We start from the raw sequence: 17,226 nt of genomic DNA, 5'->3' as shown, positions 1-17,226 counted from the left end.
ACTTTGTCAATGCAAAGAACATGAATCCATCCTTATTTAAGAATGTCTATTTACTGTCCATTGGATTTGCCACCGCAGTCGGTCTCTCCGGTTGCGGCAAACCCGAAGAAACAGCAGCCAAACCTGTTGCCCAGAATCGCGTCAGTACAAATGCGTCGCACGCCGGAGACAACTCAAGCGAAAAGTCGTTGGCCGGGGCTACCAAGGACCATGGCGACGAACAGCGATTGACACTGTCTGCCGAAGAACTTGAAATCGCGGGGATCAAGGTTGCGGAACTCGGGACGCAATCTCTCCTTGATCAGGTGGTTCTCACCGCCACCATTCGCGCCAACCAGGATCGCATCGCCCACGTGGCACCGCGAGTCTCGGCTCGTATCACCGAAGTCAGAGCCAAACTCGGCGACAACGTAGTCAAAGGACAAACGCTCGCGCTTCTGGACAGTATCGAATTGGGTGAAGCGCACTCCGCTTACCAGCAGGCGCAAAGCCAGTTCTCTCTGGCGAAGTCCGACTTTGAACGGGCACAGAAACTCAAGGCTGACGACATCATTCCCGAGAAGGACTACCTGCGCGCGCGCAGCGAGTACGAGAAGGCCAAGGCCAGCCTGCGTGCGGCCGACGACAAACTGCGGCTGCTGGACGTGGAGCATCGCGAATCGGAGACAGGACCCGGGTCCGTTTTCCCGCTCAATGCGCCATTTCGCGGCACGGTAATCGAGAAGGACGCGGTGCTCGGCGAGCTCGCCCAACCGGACAAAAGCCTTTTCACCGTCGCGGATCTTTCGACTCTGTGGATCGAAGCCAACCTGTTCGAGAAGGACCTCGGCAGGGTGCGCGTGGGGGCATCTGCGACGGTTACGGTGAACGCCTACCCCGGCGAATTATTCAAGGGCAAGCTGACCTATATCAGCAGCACGGTGGACAAAAACACCCGAGCCGTCGGGGCGCGTGTGGAAGTGCCGAACCCGGGCGGGCAGCTCAAACCGGAGATGTTCGCCAATGCGTCGATCGACACGGCGTCCACGAGCCAGGCGCTCACTCTTCCTCAGGAGGCGGTGCTGCTCATCAATGGCCAGACGATGGTATTCGTACGGGAAGCCGGCGGGTTCGAGCCGCGCGCCGTCGAACCCGGCGACAAGGTCGGCGGGCGGGTCGTCGTGCGCGGCGGGGTCAAGGAAGGCGAGCAGGTGGTAATCGCGGGAGCCTATGCGCTCAAGGCGCGCATGCTCAAGTCGCAAATCGGTGACGCGCACTAAAGGCCCCCATCATGTTGAATTCAATTGTCGACATATCCCTGCGCTACAAGGTGCTGGTGCTGGTCGGATTCCTGCTCATCGTGGTGTTCGGCGTGCAGGCGTTTCGCGCCGTGCCGGTGGACGCGTTTCCGGACGTGACGCCGGTACAGGTCAACGTGTATACCGAGTCGCCGGGGCTCGCCGCCGAGGACGTGGAGAAACTGCTGACGTTCCCGGTGGAAACCGCCATGGCGGGGTTGCCTGGAGTCGAGGAAATTCGCTCCGTGTCGCTGTTCGGATTGTCCTATGTGAGCGTCTATTTCAAGGACAACGTGGATATCTACTTTGCCCGCCGGCTCGCCGGGGAGAAACTGCTGGAAGCGAAGGCCCGCATTCCCGAAGGCTACGGCGAGCCGTCACTGGGGCCGAACAGTTCCGGATTGGGGCAGGTGTTCTGGTACACCGTCGAGTCAGCCGACCAGAAGCTGTCCACCATGGATTTGCGCACGCTGCAGGACTGGAACGTACGCCTGCTGCTGCGCACCGCGCCGGGAGTCGACGACGTGACTTCCTGGGGTGGCGACGAGAAGCAATATCAGGTGTTGATCCAACCGCAGAAGCTGATCAAGTACGGCCTCACCTTCAAGGCGGTAATGGAAGCACTCGCCGCCAACAACCGCCAGGTGGGCGGCCAGTACGTGAACCTGGGCCAGGAGCAGTATCTGGTGCGTGGACTGGGGCTGGTCACCGGTACACGCGATATCGGCAACGTCGTGATTACGCAGCGCGAGGGTGCGCCCGTCTATGTACGCGACGTGGCCGAGGTGAAGGAGGCGCCCAGTCTTCGCTTTGGCGCGGTGACCAGGGATGGCCGGGAAGTGTCGCTGGGCATCGTACTGGCGCGCATCAACGAGAACGCCAAGAATGTCACCGATGCGGTAAAGGCAAAGCTGCTGACGGCGAAGCAGGCACTGCCGAAAGGGGTTTCCATCAACCCGGTGTACGACCGTACCGAACTCGTGGATAAGGCGCTGAAGACCGCGGAAAGTGCGCTGATCGAAGGTTCTATCCTGGTGGCCATAGTGCTGTTCCTGTTTCTCGGCGAAATCCGTTCAGCCATCGTCGTGGTCGTCACCCTGCCGCTCGCGATGCTCATCGCCTTCATCCTGATGCAGTACGCCGGCATGTCGGCCAACCTGATGTCGCTTGCCGGCCTCGCCATCGGCATCGGCATGATGGTGGACGGCGCCGTGGTCATGGTGGAGAACGGCTTTCGGCTGCTCTCTCACCACGCCGGCAAAGAGGTGAACCGGACAAACGTGATGCTCGCGGCGGCAAAAGAAGTCATCAACCCCATCGCCTTTGCGATCCTGATCATCATCGTGGTCTTCCTGCCACTGTTCTCGCTCACCGGACTGGAGGGCAAGCTGTTCAAGCCCATGGCGCTCACCATCACCTTCGCCATGGTCGGCTCGCTCATTCTGACGCTGACGCTCGTGCCAGTACTGGCAGCGCTGATCCTGAAGGCGAAGGAGGAGAAGGACACCTTCATCGTGCGCCAGGCCAAGCGCTTCTATCTGCCGCTGCTGGACTGGGCGCTCGACAACAAACGCAAAGTCATCGGCGCGGCCGCCGTGCTGCTGGCCGCATCGCTGGCGGTGTTTCCGTTTCTCGGCAAGGAATTCATGCCCACCCTGCAGGAAGGCACGATCATGTTCCGGGTGACGGGTATCCCGTCCACCTCGCTGGAGGAGAGCATAGGCGTTGCGAAGAGGTTCGACGCCGCGTTGAAGCAGAACTTCCCCCAGGTAAAGTCCACGCTTGCGACCATCGGCCGCGCCGAGAAGGGCGAGACGGCGGATGTCAACTATATGGAAGTGCTGGTCGATGTGAAGCCGGAGAAAGAGTGGCCCGGGAAAATGAGCATGACCGAGCTTTCCGGGGAGATGCAGGAAGTCCTGGAAATATCCATTCCCACGGTGGTATTCGGGGCCACCCAGCCGATCCAGATGCGAGTCGAAGAACTCATTTCCGGCGTGCGCGCGACTCTGGCCCTGAAAATCTATGGCGAAGACCTGGCCACGCTCGACAGACTGGCGGGCGAAATGAAGATGGTGCTCGACAAAGTGCCCGGGGCCGCGGACCTGGCGCTGGAGGCGAACAAGGGCAAGCCGCAGATGGTGATCAAGGTCAACCGCGACGAGGCGGCCCGCTATGGCATCAATGCCGACGAGGTCCTCGAAGTCGTTCAGGCGGGAATAGGCGGCAAGAGTGTCAGCACGGTTATCGATGGCGTGAAGCGCTTCGATATCCAGGTGCGGCTGGATGCCGCTTTCCGCGACAGTCAGCAGGCCATCAGCGATATTCCCATCCGCACGCAGTCAGGGGCACTCGTGCCGCTGTCCCGGGTAGCCTCGATAGAAACAGACGAAGGCTATTCGTTCGTCCGCCGCGAGCAGTTGCAGCGCTACGCGGTGATTCAGATGGACGTGAAGGGGCGCGATGTGGACGGCTTCGTGAAGGAGGCGGAAGCGAGGATCCGCGACAAGGTGAAACTCCCGACCGGTTACTGGATGGAATGGGGTGGCGCCTTCGAAAACCAGCAGCGGGCGCTGGCGCGGCTCGCGGTGATCGTACCGCTCACCATCGGCCTCATCTTCATCCTGCTGTACACCGCCTTCAATTCGGTGCGGTACGCGGCCATGATCATCGCCAACGTGCCCTTTGCCGTCATCGGTGGTGTCTTCGGTCTGGCCATCACGGGGCAATACGTATCGGTGCCCTCCGCCATCGGCTTCATCGCCGTATTCGGCGTGGCGATGCTGAACGGCATCGTGCTGCTCACCTTCCTGAACGATCTGCGCAGCCAGGGGCGCTCGGTGCGCGAGGCGGTGCGGGAAGGCGCGGCATTGCGCCTGCGGCCGGTTCTGATGACGGCCTCAGTAGCGATTCTCGGGCTGGTTCCCATGCTGCTCTCCAGCGGCGTGGGCGCCGAGACGCAGCGGCCATTGGCGACAGTGGTGGTCGGTGGCTTGTTCACCTCGACGGCCCTGACGCTGCTTCTGCTACCGCTCATATACGAATGGGTGGAAACACGCATTGAACGCCAACAGAAATCCGCCCCGGTGACCGCAGCATCCCGAGCATAGAGTATGAAAGGAAAATCCATGAAGGAGATCAAGGCATTCATTCACAAGCACCGCATCGCAGCGGTGATCGAGGCCCTCAAATTGGCCGACTTAGCGGCGACGGGTCATCCGGGTGGCATGCGTAACATCAACGTCGCCGCAGTGCAAAGTCTTCTGACGGCCGTCGATACGAAAGAGCAGCGCTACTCCATGGATCTCGCCGAGCCGGTGATCGAAGAATACAAGCTGGAACTTCTGTGCGTGGACACCGACGCAGAGCGGTTGGCGAACGTAGTAGCAATGTCCGGACGAACGGGACAAGGCGAAGCAGGATGGGTCTACATAACCACAGTCGAATCGGCCATGCAAATTGGTAGCTGATGAACTCGCAAACAACCGACTGTCAGGTCCGACGAAAAGTAAATTTACAAATCGCTGATCGACGTAAGGAGACAAAAACTTGAGCGGCAATCACGCAGGACACGATCACGGGCACGTCCACGAACCCGGGAATTACAACCGCGCGTTCGCCATCGGCATCGCACTGAACGTCGCTTTCGTCATCGTCGAGGCAGTCTATGGTGTGCTCGCCAGTTCGCTGGCGCTGCTTGCCGATGCCGGCCACAACCTGTCGGATGTGTTGGGCCTGCTGCTGGCATGGGGTGCACTGGCGCTGGCGCGCCGCCGGCCCACAACGCGGTTTACCTATGGACTGCGCAGCTCGTCGATTCTCGCCGCGCTTGCTAACGCGATGTTGTTGCTGCTCGCGTGTGGAGCGATCATGTGGGAAGCGGTGCAGCGCTTCGGCACTCCGGCGCCAGTCCAGGGCACGACGGTAATGATCGTCGCTGCCATCGGGATTGGGGTCAACGGTATTACCGCCTGGATGTTCATGTCTGGTCGGAGGACCGACCTCAACATCCGCGGCGCGTTTCTGCACATGGCTGCGGATGCGGCAGTATCGTTGGGCGTAGTCCTGGGCGGGCTCGCCATTCTCCTGAGCGGCTGGCATTGGATCGACTCGATGATCGGCCTGGTGATCGTGGCGGTGATTCTGGTGGGGACGTGGGGACTCTTGCGCGATGCGATCAACCTAGCGCTCAATGCCGTACCCACGGGCATCGACATGGCATCCGTGCAGACTTACCTGTGTGACCTGCCAGGCGTAACGGAAGTGCATGATTTGCACGTCTGGGGGATGAGCACCACCGAAGCTGCGCTGACGGCGCATCTGGTCATGCCTGGCGGGCATCCCGGAGACCGCTTCATGGCGGACGCTGCCGAGGAGCTGGAGCACCATTTCCGCATTCATCACGCCACACTTCAAATTGAACTGGGTGAGGTACCGCACGATTGCGCGCTCGTGTAAAGGTCGGCAAAGTATCCAAATTCTAGGCACTGGCTCCGAAGGAGCGGCCTGTCTGACGGCAATTCCGAGCGTCCACGGCACGGTGCGCCACCTCTGACGTGTTCCCAGGTTAAAATCGGCTATATGGCGAGTTGCTGCGAAGACAAGAGTTGTGAGATCACCGCAATGCGTGAAAGTCATCAACGCGTTCTGTGGGTTGTGCTCGCCATCAATGCGCTGATGTTCTTCGGTGAAGGCGTGGCCGGTCTTCTGGCTCATTCGACTTCGTTAATGGCGGATGCGCTAGATATGCTCGGTGACGCACTCGTATACGGCTTCAGCTTATTTGTACTGGCACGTTCGGTACGCTGGCAGGCGAGCGCAGCGGCAGCCAAAGGTTCGTTCATGCTCATATTCGGATTCGGTGTGCTTGGAGAGGCCGCGTACAAGGCGCTCAATCCCATCATGCCGAGCGTCGAGACCATGGGCATTGTCGGTGGGATCGCCCTGGTCGCTAATCTCGTGTGCTTTTTCCTGTTGTACCGTCACCGTAGCGACAATCTCAATATGAGTTCGACCTGGCTTTGCTCGCGCAACGACCTGATCGCGAACGTAGGCGTATTGGCTGCTGCGGGATTCAGTTACATGTTGGTATCGCGTTGGCCGGACATCATTGTCGGTGTCGTTATCGCTAGCTTGTTTCTGACTTCCGCAATTCGTGTCCTGAGACAGGCATTCCAGGCTCTGCGATTCTCACCGGCTAGTGCAATCGGGTAGATAGCGGCGAAGCGGTTAATTTTGGCCCTTCTCTGCGGGCGAATCCTGCACCGGCGGAGTGCGCTCTGCATGCATGCCCCTCTGATCCAGCAGCAAGGAATCTTTGCCCCACTCACGCGGCCGTTCCGAGCAGAGCCCCGACGGCAGCAGCCGGTACCATGGTCAAGTGCACCCCAGAATATGACGCGCACATTGCACCCGTGGTCATGCCTGCGCCGCCGGTCTAATGGCAGCGTTGGATTTCGACCGTTGCATGGACGATTTCCTCATGTTGAGCAAGTTGTTCCCTGACGCGCTGAGGCGTCAGCGCCTCGGCGTGGGTGACGAGACTTATCGCGCACGCGTAGGACTGCTTGCCGACGCGCCAGACGTGCAAATCGGCAATGCGAGTCTCCCCAGCATCCGGCCCGGTCTCCACCGCTTCGCGAATTTCCTCGACAACAGGGTGGTCCATCTCCCGGTCCAGTAGCACTTTGCCGGTTTCCGCGAGGAGATTTTTCGCCCAGACGGCTACCAGCACGGCTCCGACAATTCCCATGACCGGATCAAGCCATGACCACCCGTAGAACCATCCACCGGCCAGCGCCACGATCGCGAGAACCGATGTCGCAGCATCCGCGATGACATGCATATGGGCCGATTTCAGATTCAGATCGTGATGATGTTCCTGGTGCCGGTGTCCGGCATGATCATGCGCACCCGGGGCATGATGATCGTGCGCCCTGCCCAGAATGATCGCGCAGACGATATTCACGAGAAGTCCAACCGTCGCGACGATCATCGCCTCCTGGTAGTGAATTGGTTGCGGCGAGAAAATACGCTCGACTGAACCGAATACCATGAGGGCGGCGACACCCAGCAGAAAAATGGCGCTGGCGAATCCGCCGAGCACTTCAATCTTCCATGTACCGAAGGCGAATCGAGAATCGCGGGCGTAGCGCCGCGCTGCGGCGTACGCAAACGCACTCAGGCCAATGGCTACAGCGTGAGAGCTCATGTGCCAACCATCGGCCAACAACGCCATCGAGTTGAACCTCCAGCCAGCAACAATTTCGATCACCATCATCGCGGCGGTGATCCACATGACAATTCGCGTACCCCGCTCGGCAGCATGGCTTCCTTCGTCGAATACGTGGTCGTGGGTCCAAGCGGACCAATTTTCACTATGCATGGTATTTGTCCCTCTCATCGCTTAAGCGTTATTACAAGATAGGCTACGTACAAGGCACCGTTAATCGATAGCGCCCAGATCGGCAGCCCTGGGCTTCGCGAGTTGATACGAAGCCATGCGGCAGCGATCAGTGTGACCAGAACACCACTCAGAACTTCGATACGGGGTTGCCACGGCGTCAGCATGATGCCAATGGCCGGGAGCAACGTGCCCTGAAACACCATCGCGCCGGTGATATTGCCGAAGGCAAGCGTGTCCTTGCCTCGTCGAATCCAGAGAATACTGTTCACCTTCTCGGGAAGTTCGGTTGCTATGGGAATAATCAGCAGCGACAGCAAGAGTGCGGAAATACCAAGCAAATGCGACACACCCTCAACCCCTGAAATGAAACCCTTGGCACCAAATACAAGCAGGACAAGTCCAATACCCAGCTGAAGTAAAATCGTGAGCAAGTTTGTCGGCAGGCCAATCCGGGCTAAGAACATCCTTTGCTCCGCCTCAGTGCCGTGACCATCCCCAACTAACCGCTCCGACGCACGAAGGGTCAGCATGATGTAAATAAAGTAGGTCAGCACAAGCGCGAAGCTCAGTGCGCCTCGGACGTAACGTGCTTCTTGCGGAGCGTACATCGCCGCTGCGGCAAGCGTGAATGCAAACAGGAAGAAGTTGAGGTCGCGCACGAAGCCGCTTCGTTCCGGGCTGACATGACCCACCGCTCCCCGTCGCGGCAGTACGGCCAGAGCCATGAGGCAGGTCGATAACGTCGACAGCATCAAAGGGGCGCCGAGGATAGCCCCGACGCCGATCTCCTCGTTTACACTGACATTGGCGGTGCCGGCGAACAGCGCAAGGAGCGGAACCATCGTTTCCGGAAGCGCCGTGCCGACTGCGGCGAACAAAGAGCCGGTCACCCCCTCGGAAATCTTGAGCCTCTCCCCCAGATGCTCCAATGCATTGGTGAACAGTTCCGATGCCGCGAGAATGACAAAGAGCATCACGATCAATTCGAAGACGAAGCCAGTCATAGATCCACCTTCGGGATTCCTTCGCACCGGCAGATGACAGGTTCGCCAGCACTGCGACCAGAATGGCGATCTCGATCAGAAGGAGGATTGCGAAACTCCGCAGCGGCGGTGAACGCGAGACGTCGAGTCTTATTGCCGATATCGGCGAGGGAAACGATGTCCGTTGATATGAGGAAAGCTTCCATGGGTACCCCTTGGCCGGACTAAAGACGAATGACCAGATCGCTTCTCCGGCCAGTCCGAAGACGATATGGTCAAAGGTCTCGCCAAGCTAAGGAACCGCTTGCGCCATGACCAAACGGTCAAGTGTGTTGACGCAAGCCTCTTCGTGCGAAGAGCGACTACTCCCCAATGACCGGATAATGGTAACGCATTCAAGCTAACCGGTCGATGGCCATTTTCATCACAGGTCTTGGTTCACGGATGCAAACCTCACGACCTGATGAAGGCGAAACCGCCGGCACTGCGTGGCCAGGATTCCTTCACCTGGCGCAAGACGTCCTCCAGCATCGCCAGCATGGTGTCGGTCTCTTCCAGCGACAGATTCAGCGCAGGCATGAAGCGCAACAGGTTCGGTCGCGGTGCGTTGAGTAGCAGCCCGTCGTCGCGCGCCAGTTCCACCACCCTGGCTGCGATGTCCTTTTTCAAGTCGAGCGCCACCAGCAGCCCGCGACCGCGTACCTCGCCCAGATCGCGGCGGACTGATAGCGCTGACAGGCTTTTCATAAGATAAGCACCCCGCTCCTCGACGCTTTCGAGAAACCCGCGTGCGAGTATGACGTCCATGATCGCGCAACCGACCGCAGCCATGAGCGGGTTGCCATTGAATGTGCCGCCCTGATCACCGGACTCGAAGCAGGACACATTCTCCTTCGCAACCAGTGCGGCAAGCGGGACGCCGCCACCCAATCCTTTGCCAAGCGTCATGATGTCGGGCTCGATGCCGGAATGCTCATAGCCCCACAGCTTGCCGGTGCGGCCTACCCCGGTCTGGATTTCATCGACGATGAGCAGCAGGCCACGCTGCCGCGTCAGTTCGCGAAGTTCGCGCATGAAGGCGTCTGTTGCGATGATGACGCCGGTCTCGCCCTGGATGGGTTCCAGCATGATCGCAACCGTCCTGTCGGTGATCAGGCGCTCAACCGATGCGAGATCGTTGAGCTTCGCCTTCGGAAAGCCCGGCACCTTCGGTTCGAACAGCTCGCGGAACTGCGGCTTGCCCGACGCCGACATGGTGGCCAGCGTACGCCCGTGGAACGAGTCCTCGAAAGTGATGATCTCGTAGGCGCCGCCTTTGTTACGGGCGCCCCACTTGCGCGCGAGCTTGATCGCGCCTTCGTTGGCCTCCGCCCCGCTGTTGGTGAAGAACACTCGCTGAAAGCAACTGTGCTCGACGATGCGCCGGGCGAACTGCATGGACGGCTCGTTGTAGAACGCGGGACTCGGCGTGATCAGTTTGCGCGACTGCTCGACCAGCGCATTTGTAATCACCGCCGGACAGTGGCCTAAGCAGTTGACCGCCCAGCCCTGCACGAAGTCGAGATAACGCTTACCCTCGTGATCCCACAGCCAGGATCCTTCTCCGCGAACGAACACGAGCGGCGGCCTGGTCGTGATCTCCATCAACGTCTTCGCGGGAAAGTCGTCGAATTTCATGTTCCGATCCCCTGGTGGTCAGTTCAAAAACAAAAGGCCGCAGAGATGTGCGGCCTATCGATAACATTCGCTATTCGAGAATTCAGGGTTGTCGTCGGCCGCACGAACGCATCCCGCTGGTCGTAATGCGGCGTCGAAGCGCGTCATTGAATTTCGTATTCATGGGCAGGATTGTGCTGCCTGCCCGGCAGTCGGTCAATCCCCGCATCGAGAGTCAGTTTCAGCAATCATGCTGATTTGAAACCTGATGCCGCCCATTCATGAGGGGCTTATTGCAGCAGATCATCCACCATCGAGATGCCACCCATGCAAAGTACGATGAAATACTAATCTGTGCTGCGTACCATGCGCTAAGAGAACACCCTGCAAAAGAAATTCCTTCTGTTTCCTTTTCCTCTGCGACCTTTGCGTCCTCTGCGCCTAAAAGGGTACTCCGACGTGCTACGCACGTAGGGTATCTGCGTTGGGTGTAATCCATACAGTTTGAGACCGCTAGCGTGGGAAAGTCGGTATTGTATTGCCCTCTTCCGTTGAAAGGGTCGGCACTTGTCGCGGGCTCAACGTCTGCTCGATTTGATCCAGCTCCTGCGCGGCTACCGGTACCCGGTGCGCGGTGGGAAGCTTGCGTCCGCACTCGGCATCAGCCTGCGCACGCTGTATCGCGACATCGCAACGCTGCAGGCGCAAGGCGCCACCATCGACGGTGCGCCGGGACTCGGTTATATCCTGCGACCCGGCTTTATGCTGCCGCCCTTGATGTTCTCGCAGGACGAAATCGAGGCGCTGGCGCTCGGTTCCCGTTGGGTGGCCGACCGGGGCGATGCCCGGCTCGGGCAAGCCGCGCGCGAAGCCATTTCCAAGATAGCCGCCGTACTGCCGGCGGATCTGCGCAACGACCTCGACGATTCCGCGCTGCTCATCGGTCCCGGTGGGCCGATCGCCGCAGGCGACGCGGAACTCGAAGCCATCCGCAGGGCGATACGACTGGAGCGCAAACTCGCCATCACCTATCTCGACCTCAAGGAAACCGAAACCAGGCGCACGGTCTGGCCCTTTGCCGTCGGCTTCTTCGATCGCGCGCGTGTCGTGGTGGCCTGGTGCGAACTGCGCCAGGGGTTCAGGCATTTCCGTACGGACCGGATCACGGCCCTGACGCTGGAAGAAACGCGCTATCCGCGCCGGCGCCAGGCGCTTTTCAAGGAATGGCGGGCGGCCGAGGGCATTCCTCCGCAGTAACCGCACGTTCACTGCTGACAGAAACTGACAGCAGCCTCGCTTAATCTGGGTTGGCCCGAGCGAAGCCCGCTCGCAACCCAGGAGAATCGTCATGCCCCAACCGAACCTCGTCATCCTCTACGTCGACAGCCCGCCGGCCAGCGCCGCATTCTATTCCGATCTGCTTGGCATCAAGCCCGTGGAATCTTCGCCGACCTTCGCGATGTTCGCCCTAGAAACCGGCACCATGCTCGGACTATGGGCGCGGCACACAGTACAACCCGTCACTTCCGTAGCGGGTGGCGGCGGCGAACTCGCCTTCACCGTTGCCGATGCCAGCGCGGTGCGCACTCTGCATGCCGATTGGAGCAAGCGCGGTCTGAAGATCGCGCAGGCACCGGTCGAGATGGAATTCGGCCACACCTTCGTCGCCCTCGATCCGGACGGGCACCGCCTGCGTGTGTTTGCTCCGACCGCGCCATGAGCCGGAACTGGATAGCCATAGCATCGGCCGAGCACGTGCGCCATGGCCGACAGGCGGGATTCATGCAGGTCTGTCACGGCAAAGCCGCGCCATTGCGCCGCGTCCAGCCCGAGGACAGAGTCATCTACTACTCGCCGACACTCGCGTTCAGGGGCAAGGAAAAACTCCGGGCCTTCACGGCCATCGGCATTGCGAAGGACAGAGAGCCTTACCAGTTCGACATGAGCGAAGGCTTCTGCCCCTTCCGCCGCGACGTGAAATGGTTGAAGGCGCACGACGCGCCGATCCTTCCGCTGCTGGACGAACTCGACTTCTCGGCCGGGAAACGTAACTGGGGATACCAGCTTCGCTTTGGCCTGTTCGAGATCAGCGAGCACGATCTACAGATCATTGCCGGGGCGATGGGGGCGAAGGCGCCTGGGTATGGAGCTCTGCGGGAACCGGCAGCTCTGCGGTAAAAGCCGACGGCAATGCAATGAGCAGACACACACCAACAAGATCCCCGGGCGATACAAAACGTCTGGATCGTCAATAACGAAAGCATTGGGAAAGCCATGTGATCGGGTAGGCGGAACTGCTATTTATGCAATTATGCAGGCCAGACCCCGTCGTCCCTCTAGATGCCGGATATACGACTGCAACCGATTCCCGCGTTGACCAACTATCTACCGTGTTTCTCTTGTTTCCTGGGAGGAGTCCATATATGTATTGTTAGAGGGCATATTCATTGACCTCTTAAGCGCAGATAGCGTGCCTGAGGCTGAACCCTTTCGTCCGTGAAGCACCGACCAGTAGGAGCATATTCGACTACCTTCCCATCCTTGATGTAGAAGATGTTATTGCAAACGATTCGCCCGCTTGAGCAGGTGGTGAACGCATTTGCATTTACAAAGTTGCCCGTATTGGTGGCTCCGGCCGTCCCAAAGCAGTTCGCAACATCCCTCCCGTTCGCATAGTTTCGGATTTCAATACCGCTTGCCGTCACGGTGCGATACATAGGTACCGTGATGAATAGCGAATGCGTGTCCAAAGCTTCGACGGGCATCCCAACCCATGCGTCAAGATCCTGCTGTCGGACGGTTGCGCAAGCTGCGGCAAACGCCACGAGGGTCACAGCAAATGCGGCTAGAAGTAATTTCATATTGGCTCCTTCTAAGTGCCCTCTAACGCGTCTTTGGGATATGCAATCGTTCCGGCTCCTAGAGCTTTCAGCTTACCTTGCTTGGTCGCTGCGTGAAAATTGCCGTCGCTCGTCACGAATACGCCGCCACCGTGCTTGATGTGACACCAAAGCCCTAGCACGTCACATTTTGCATTTCGCCAATTCTTGTCTATTGAATCGACAGGCAGACCGCGTGCGTTTGCATATTCGACCCACAAGAACTCAATGTTTGGGAACAGCACGCTGTGGATATCGCGCTCCAGTGTGTCCGCTTCGTCCGCCATGACGCAATGGTCCAAAAAGCAGACGTCCATGTACGCCAGCGGGAGGAGAATCTCTAGACCACCAAACCCAATGGCGTTGAGCTTCTGTTGAAATTCGGAGAAGCTCCGAGCGTACCCCCCGTTCCGTTGCCGTTCAGATGCACCTATAGCGGATACGGCAACGGTAATCCCGTTTCCTAGGCGTGAGACGAGTTCGCGTATGTATGGCCCATCTGCCCGTGCTTCCTCGACGTCAATGAGGCAGTTTGTGTCTAGGGTAAAGCGCACCACGGCTGTTGCCCTCTAACATGTAATCAAAGGAATATTTCCGTGTTATTCCACGGCAAGGTTCCGTCTATCACGCAGTCTCTGGAACCGTGCCGTGCCAGGGGAGACCGCCTTTTGCGCAAGCAGGCTACTACCGAATCATAGACATGCCAACAATGCTTGCCGCGTGCGGCCTAGGTGACGGCGCCCGGCGCAGGTGATAGGCGGACAAGTTCCGTACTTGGCTTGATCCGGGCAACGCACCTTTATCTTTGACAGCACATCATTCATGTCAAGGTGGCGCCAGTGCAACCACCCGCAAGTTTCTTGGACATTCTGCGAATCTCTTCGTAAAGCACCTAAGCACACCGCTATCACTTGTCCAGAGCAGCAACGCACTCCACTTCCACTCTGGCACCGAGAGCCAGGCCGCTGGCGCCGAAAGCGCTTCGGGCGGGATAGGGCTTCGAGAAAAAGGTCTTGTAGACTTCGTTAAATGCTCCCCACTCGGCTATGTCCGCCAGCATGACCGTGCATTTCACGACATTGGCCAGCGAGTAACCATGTGCCTCGAGCGAAGTCTTGATATTCTCCAGTGTCTGCGCAGCTTCTTCCTTGATACCTCCGGACGCGAGCTTCATGGTTCCGGGAACAATGCCGATCTGCCCGGACAGATAAAGCGTATTGCCGACGCGAACGGCCTCCGAAAACGGCAGCGTCGTGGGCAGCACCTTGCCCGAGTTCAGGAATTCGACCGACCCTCCCTCCCCGGCAAATAGCGACCCTGCGAGCACGAGATTGAAACAGGCAGCAACAAGCAAGAAGATCTTCTTCATTTTTTAGCCTTCCATTGACGACAAAAAGATCAGGGGACCAACGATGTAAAGTCGAGAGAATATTCCAAAATAAAATCCTGCATCCCGTTGCTCGGTATAACCCACCAGCCAAAACTCCAAGCCACGGCAGCCCGCCTCAATGACCCAAAGTCAGCTTGCGATCAAGTCATCTTTTCCTCTGCGTCCTCTGCGCCTAAAAGGGTACTCCGACGTGCTACGCACGTAGGGTATCTGCGTTGGGTGTAGTCCTTAGAGCTTGAGGCCCTTTCCGCCAAGCGCTGCCGTTACGGCATCGGCAGGAGCCAGCGCCGCGGCATAGCAGTCTTCCAATTCTCCCGGTCCTTCCATGGACATCTTCAGATCGCGTATCACGCCGTCGTTCAGGTCGTAAGCCCAGCCATGCACGGCCAGCTCCTGCCCGCGCGCCCAGGCGTCCTGGACCACGGTGGTCTGGGCGACGTTGACCGCCTGTTCGATCACATTGAGTTCGCACAGACGGGCAATCCGCCCTTCCCGGCTCGGGATCGCGCCGAGCGCATCGCGATGCTTTTGGCCTACGTCCTGCACATGGCGCAGCCAGTTGTCGATCAATCCCAGCTTGAGGTTGTCGTGCGCCGCCGTCACGCCGCCGCAGCCGTAGTGTCCGCAGACGATGACGTGCTTCACCTTCAGCACATCGACGGCGTACTGCAGCACCGAAAGGCAGTTCAGGTCGGCATGAACGACAATGTTGGCGACGTTGCGATGGACAAAGACTTCACCAGGCGCCAGGCCGGTGATCTGGTTCGCCGGAACGCGGCTGTCGGAGCAGCCGATCCATAAAAACTCCGGTACCTGGATCTGGGAGAGCTTGGTGAAATAATCCGGCTCCCGACTGCGCACGCCCGCGGCCCAGAGCCGATTGTTCGAGAGCAGCCTGTCGAGTCGTTTCATCCTAAATCCGGTAGTTCATTCACCGCAAAGGATTCTTTTCAATACCCCCTTGAGGGGTGCGCCAAGGACGCAAAGGAGAGCGATAGGCGTGCCTGACCGAACTCACCCAAAGGGTGAAAGTGTCGACAGATCCATGCATTTGTTTTCCTTGCGTCCATGGCGTCCCTGGCGGTGCAACTGCTTTTTCCAAGTTCATGTGTCAATCATTTCACAACTACGGGTCGGGCGCCTACCGCCCGCTGCTTCCCACCAGAAAGCGGTCGAGCTTGTTGGCAAAGGCCTGGCGGTCGGCATTGCTGAAAGTCGATGGGCCGCCGGTCTCCACGCCGCTGCTGCGCAACTCGTCCATGAGCTTGCGCATCGCCAGGCGTTCCTTGATGTTGTCTTTGGTATAAAACTCGCCGCGTGGATCAAGGGCGTGGCCGCCCTTCTCTATGACGCCGGCGGCGAGGGGAATGTCGGCGGTGATGACCAGGTCACCGGCTTCGACCAGTTCGACGATCTTGTCGTCGGCGACGTCGAATCCAGCCGGAACCTGGAGCGCCTTGATGAACTGCGAAGGCGGAGTTCTGATCGGCTGGTTGGCAACCAGCGTCAGCGTGACTTGCGCCCGCTCGGCGGCGCGGAACAGGATGTCCTTGATGACATTCGGACAGGCATCGGCATCGACCCATATCCGCATGCACCGGTCCCCTGTTCAGCCTTGGGAGGGAGTTTCTCCTCCAGCCGGCGGCGGCGGGGTGCCATCGCCCTCAGCAGGTGTTTCAGCTTTGTCCGTTGCTTTGCGCAGGCGCTTTTCTTCCTGCTTTTTCTTCTTTGCGATTTCTTTTTGCCGTTTTTCGAATGCGTAGTTTGGTTTGGCCAATCTGTCACCTCTCAAAAATAGTTGAAAATGAACCGCCGACCAATGCAAAGGCAATTATCGCCTTTCTTTGAACACTTTGCGCCTTTTTTGCGCCCCTGTTTCGAGGTTTTTTATCGGCCGCCGGATACCTCGATGAAGGCGCCGGTGGTATAGGACGCCTCCTCTGACAGCAGCCAGAGAATGGCGCTGGCGACCTCCTCCGCCTTGCCGCCGCGCTTCATCGGCGCGAAGGTCTTGACGCGGTCGACCCGGTTCGGCTCGCCGCCGCTGGCATGCATTCCGGTATAGATGAACCCCGGCCGCACGGCATTGACGCGGATGCCCTCTTCCGCGACCTCTTTCGCCAGGCCGATGGTCAGGGAATCGACCGCCCCCTTGGACGCCGCGTAATCGACGTATTCCCCGGGAGAGCCGATCTGCGACGCGCGGGATGAGACATTGACGATGCCGCCGCCCGCGCCGCCATGTCGGGTCGACATGCGCCGCACCGCCTCGCGCGAGCAGATGAATGTTCCGGTGACATTGGTCGCAAATATGCGCTGCAGGCGCGCGGCGTCGATCCCGTCCAGCCGCGTCTGCTGTTCGACGATACCGGCGTTATTGACCAGCGCGGTCACGCGCCCGAGTTCCCTGTCGACCGTCTCGAACAGGCGCACCACATCCTGCTCCGACGCCACATCGGCGGCAACGGCAACGGCGTGCCTGCCGATCTGCTCGATATTGCGCACGATCTCCTCGGCGGCCTTGCGGTTATGCAGATAGTTCACGCAGACCGCGTAGCCGCGCTGCGCGGCCAGCAGCGCTGTTGCCGCGCCGATGCCACGGCTGCCGCCGGTCACGATCATGATCTTGTTCATC

General features: G+C 59.2%; 18 protein-coding genes. 8 read left to right on the top strand and 10 right to left on the bottom strand.

Annotated elements, in window-relative coordinates; genetic code table 11:
* Positions 1-20: 20 nt before the first annotated feature.
* The 5 genes from HY067_19850 to HY067_19830 all read left to right on the top strand — a co-directional run bounded on the left by HY067_19850 (position 21) and on the right by HY067_19830 (position 6,491).
* Complete coding sequence (locus HY067_19850; protein MBI3530207.1) at positions 21-1,259, top strand: efflux RND transporter periplasmic adaptor subunit; 1,239 nt, start codon at positions 21-23, stop codon at positions 1,257-1,259.
* Between the two features lie 11 nt (positions 1,260-1,270).
* Positions 1,271-4,387 carry an efflux RND transporter permease subunit gene (locus HY067_19845; GenBank protein ID MBI3530206.1) on the top strand — a complete coding sequence of 1,039 codons (3,117 nt, stop codon included), beginning with the start codon at positions 1,271-1,273 and terminating at the stop codon, positions 4,385-4,387.
* Between the two features lie 18 nt (positions 4,388-4,405).
* The gene (locus HY067_19840; protein MBI3530205.1) at positions 4,406-4,747 is read left to right on the top strand and encodes a P-II family nitrogen regulator; all 342 of its coding nucleotides are present in this window, start codon (positions 4,406-4,408) and stop codon (positions 4,745-4,747) included.
* Between the two features lie 79 nt (positions 4,748-4,826).
* The gene (locus HY067_19835) at positions 4,827-5,735 is read left to right on the top strand and encodes a cation transporter (GenBank protein MBI3530204.1); all 909 of its coding nucleotides are present in this window, start codon (positions 4,827-4,829) and stop codon (positions 5,733-5,735) included.
* 123 nt (positions 5,736-5,858) lie between these two features.
* A complete protein-coding gene (locus HY067_19830) occupies positions 5,859-6,491 on the top strand; it encodes a cation transporter (GenBank protein MBI3530203.1) in 633 nt (210 codons plus the stop codon).
* Between the two features lie 223 nt (positions 6,492-6,714).
* Here HY067_19830 and dmeF read toward each other — a convergent pair whose 3' ends face one another.
* From dmeF to HY067_19815, 3 genes are all read right to left on the bottom strand, one after another.
* Complete coding sequence (gene dmeF, locus HY067_19825; GenBank protein ID MBI3530202.1) at positions 6,715-7,662, bottom strand: CDF family Co(II)/Ni(II) efflux transporter DmeF; 948 nt, start codon at positions 7,660-7,662, stop codon at positions 6,715-6,717.
* Positions 7,663-7,676: 14 nt separating this feature from the next.
* Positions 7,677-8,687 carry a sodium:calcium antiporter gene (locus HY067_19820; GenBank protein ID MBI3530201.1) on the bottom strand — a complete coding sequence of 337 codons (1,011 nt, stop codon included), beginning with the start codon at positions 8,685-8,687 and terminating at the stop codon, positions 7,677-7,679.
* Positions 8,688-9,119: 432 nt separating this feature from the next.
* Complete coding sequence (locus HY067_19815; protein MBI3530200.1) at positions 9,120-10,343, bottom strand: acetylornithine transaminase; 1,224 nt, start codon at positions 10,341-10,343, stop codon at positions 9,120-9,122.
* A 546-nt stretch (positions 10,344-10,889) separates the two neighbouring features.
* Here HY067_19815 and HY067_19810 point away from each other — a divergent pair.
* The 3 genes from HY067_19810 (at position 10,890) to HY067_19800 (ending at position 12,500) form a co-directional block, all read left to right on the top strand.
* Positions 10,890-11,579 carry a YafY family transcriptional regulator gene (locus tag HY067_19810; protein MBI3530199.1) on the top strand — a complete coding sequence of 230 codons (690 nt, stop codon included), beginning with the start codon at positions 10,890-10,892 and terminating at the stop codon, positions 11,577-11,579.
* A gap of 91 nt (positions 11,580-11,670) precedes the next feature.
* Positions 11,671-12,042, top strand: a complete 372-nt coding sequence (locus HY067_19805; GenBank protein MBI3530198.1) for a VOC family protein — start codon at positions 11,671-11,673, stop codon at positions 12,040-12,042.
* Positions 12,039-12,500, top strand: a complete 462-nt coding sequence (locus HY067_19800) for an EVE domain-containing protein (protein MBI3530197.1) — start codon at positions 12,039-12,041, stop codon at positions 12,498-12,500. Before HY067_19805 ends, HY067_19800 begins: the two co-directional genes overlap by 4 nt.
* 266 nt (positions 12,501-12,766) lie before the next feature.
* Here the strand turns inward: HY067_19800 and HY067_19795 are convergent, their stop codons facing one another.
* The 7 genes from HY067_19795 to HY067_19765 all read right to left on the bottom strand — a co-directional run bounded on the left by HY067_19795 (position 12,767) and on the right by HY067_19765 (position 17,225).
* Positions 12,767-13,183: a hypothetical protein gene (locus HY067_19795; GenBank protein ID MBI3530196.1), complete on the bottom strand. Its 417-nt coding sequence runs from the start codon at positions 13,181-13,183 to the stop codon at positions 12,767-12,769.
* Positions 13,184-13,194: 11 nt separating this feature from the next.
* Positions 13,195-13,488 (bottom strand): hypothetical protein, encoded by a 294-nt coding sequence (locus HY067_19790; protein ID MBI3530195.1) that lies wholly within the window; start codon positions 13,486-13,488, stop codon positions 13,195-13,197.
* Positions 13,489-14,108: 620 nt separating this feature from the next.
* Positions 14,109-14,570 (bottom strand): RidA family protein, encoded by a 462-nt coding sequence (locus HY067_19785; GenBank protein ID MBI3530194.1) that lies wholly within the window; start codon positions 14,568-14,570, stop codon positions 14,109-14,111.
* 249 nt (positions 14,571-14,819) lie between these two features.
* A complete protein-coding gene (can, locus tag HY067_19780) occupies positions 14,820-15,503 on the bottom strand; it encodes a carbonate dehydratase (GenBank protein ID MBI3530193.1) in 684 nt (227 codons plus the stop codon).
* A 229-nt stretch (positions 15,504-15,732) separates the two neighbouring features.
* Positions 15,733-16,185, bottom strand: coding sequence for a YaiI/YqxD family protein (locus HY067_19775; protein MBI3530192.1), 453 nt, complete (start codon positions 16,183-16,185; stop codon positions 15,733-15,735).
* A gap of 15 nt (positions 16,186-16,200) precedes the next feature.
* Positions 16,201-16,368 carry a hypothetical protein gene (locus tag HY067_19770; protein MBI3530191.1) on the bottom strand — a complete coding sequence of 56 codons (168 nt, stop codon included), beginning with the start codon at positions 16,366-16,368 and terminating at the stop codon, positions 16,201-16,203.
* Between the two features lie 110 nt (positions 16,369-16,478).
* Entirely contained in the window at positions 16,479-17,225 is a 747-nt protein-coding gene (locus HY067_19765) for an SDR family oxidoreductase (GenBank protein ID MBI3530190.1), read from the bottom strand.
* Position 17,226: the final 1 nt, after the last annotated feature.

The sequence above is a fragment of the Betaproteobacteria bacterium genome, assembly GCA_016194905.1.
In the GTDB taxonomy this organism is placed as follows: Bacteria; Pseudomonadota; Gammaproteobacteria; order Burkholderiales; family JACQAP01; genus JACQAP01.
The sequence above is the reverse complement of the archived record's forward strand: the minus strand, read 5'-3'. Positions and strand labels throughout refer to the sequence as shown.